Here is a 1,871-nt window from a genome sequence, read left to right on the forward strand (position 1 = left end):
CTGCATCGTGTTCGAAGACGCGCCACGCGCCGACGACGGCGTCGACCTACATCCGCCTGCACGGCACGCCGCGCATCTACTACTCGTCCTATCCGCCCGAATTCCTGCGCGAGGTCGAGCAGCGCATCGTCGCGATGGCGCAGCCCGGCGCGGACCTCTGGTGCATCTTCGATAACACGGCCGAGGGCCATTCGGTGCCGAACGCACTGGAGGTGCTGCGCGGCGTGGACGAATCATGGTCAGCGCGACGTTCCGCTTCTACGGCGAACTGAACGACTTCCTCGCGCGCGCGCGGCGCGGACACTCCTTCGCGGCGCCGTGCGCGCGTGCCGCCACGGCCAAGCACATGATCGAGGCGCTCGGCGTGCCGCACACGGAGGTGGAGCTGGTGCTCCTGAACGGCGAGCCGCGGGGACTCGACGACATCCTGGAAGAGGGCGACCGCATCGCCGTCTATCCGCGCTTCACTGCCTTCGATGTGGCCGACGTGGCGCGGCTGGACCAGCGTCCGCCGGGCCGCGTGCGCTTCGTCGCGGATGCGCATCTCGGCGGTCTCGCGCGGCTGTTGAGAATGGCGGGGTTCGACACCGTCTACCGCAATACGTTGAACGACGCCGAAGTCGAAGCGATCGCGCTCGATGACGGACGCGCCGTGCTGACGCGCGACCGCGAACTGCTGAAGCGCCGCGGCATCGCGTACGGCTGCTACGTGCGGGCGTTGAAGGGGGAAGCGCAGTTGCGTGAAGTGGTCGAGCGCTTCGGCCTGGCCGAGCGTATGCGCCCGTTCACGCTGTGCCTGTCGTGCAATGCGCCGTTGCGGCCCATCGCGAAGGCGGAGGTGAGGGACCGGCTGCCGCCGCGCGTGGCGGCCACGCAGGACGAGTTCAGCACATGCGACTGCTGCCACGGCGTGTTCTGGAAGGGCTCGCACTGGCAGCGCATGGCGGGCGTATTAAATGAGATACACTACTTTCCCGGACGAGCCATCCGTTGACAGCGTGACCCCATGTTGCAACAAGTACCGATACCCATCCGCACCGAATGCCCCCCTGGCGCCTGCGTCTGCGAGCGCGAGATCCTGCTCGCCGATCCGGAGGCGGACCTGCGCCCGTTGCGCCTCACGCGCACGGAAGAGCAAAAACTGCTCGAGCGCATCGGCGCCGTCGCCAGCTACGACGAACTCAAACGGCTGCAGGAGCGCATCCGCGCCAACCTCGGCGTCGAACTGAAGATCGCGCCCGGCCCGAACGAGGTGCGCACGTTGCGCGGCATCCTCATCGTGCTGGAAGACCGGCCGGGCCTGTGCAAAAAGGTGCGCCAGTCCGTGCCGGCGGCCGTGCGCAGGGTGCTGGAACGCCATCCCGAGATCACGTACGCGATCCTCGATGCGCACGATTTGTTCGGGGCGCCCTGACTTATTGTGACGACGCGCGGGCGTCGACCTCGTGCCCCAGCCGCTCGAGATAGCCGCGCCCATGCCTGGCCTCGAGCGCGGCGACCGTGGTGCGGTTGAACCGGTCGCGGTACGCTTCGAACGCCGGGTCGTACACGTCGCCCGTGACCGATAGCGTGATGCCGTGGCGCGCGTAGGCGCGGATGCGCCTGACGGTCTCCGGGCCGGGCGGAGGACCCGGTTCGAGCAGGGTGGGTGTGCCGGTGGCGACGCAGATCCGTGCCGCGTCCGCGCCGTCGAGCGGGCGGCCATCTGCCCTGGCGATGGGGAGGTCGCCGCATCCGAGCCGTGCTTTCGGGTCGCGGAATTCGGTAAGGCGGACGCACGCGAGGCGGGCGTCGAACGTAGCGGGCAGCTGCGCCCAGCAGCGGGCGGCGTCGGGCCGCTTGCGCAGACCGAAGGCGCCCTTGTCCAGCGC

Annotated in this window: 4 protein-coding genes; 3 read left to right on the forward strand and 1 reads right to left on the reverse strand. The window is 69.0% G+C overall.

Annotated features, from left to right (window positions below):
• The 3 genes from ACEN88_RS30550 to ACEN88_RS30560 form a co-directional block, all read left to right on the forward strand.
• Positions 1-272 (forward strand): DUF72 domain-containing protein (locus ACEN88_RS30550; protein ID WP_413345762.1); only part of this gene is annotated, 272 nt, incomplete at its 5' end.
• Positions 236-994 (forward strand): Mut7-C RNAse domain-containing protein, encoded by a 759-nt coding sequence (locus ACEN88_RS30555; protein ID WP_413345763.1) that lies wholly within the window; start codon positions 236-238, stop codon positions 992-994. The genes ACEN88_RS30550 and ACEN88_RS30555, both read left to right, overlap by 37 nt.
• Before the next feature lie 12 nt (positions 995-1,006).
• Positions 1,007-1,414 carry a hypothetical protein gene (locus ACEN88_RS30560; protein ID WP_413345765.1) on the forward strand — a complete coding sequence of 136 codons (408 nt, stop codon included), beginning with the start codon at positions 1,007-1,009 and terminating at the stop codon, positions 1,412-1,414.
• A gap of 1 nt (position 1,415) precedes the next feature.
• Here ACEN88_RS30560 and ACEN88_RS30565 read toward each other — a convergent pair.
• On the reverse strand, positions 1,416-1,871 hold a 456-nt coding region (locus ACEN88_RS30565; RefSeq protein WP_413345767.1), incomplete at its 5' end, for a hypothetical protein.

This window comes from Massilia sp. CT11-108, assembly GCF_047302915.1.
GTDB classification, from domain to species: domain Bacteria; phylum Pseudomonadota; class Gammaproteobacteria; order Burkholderiales; family Burkholderiaceae_D; genus Telluria; species Telluria orientalis.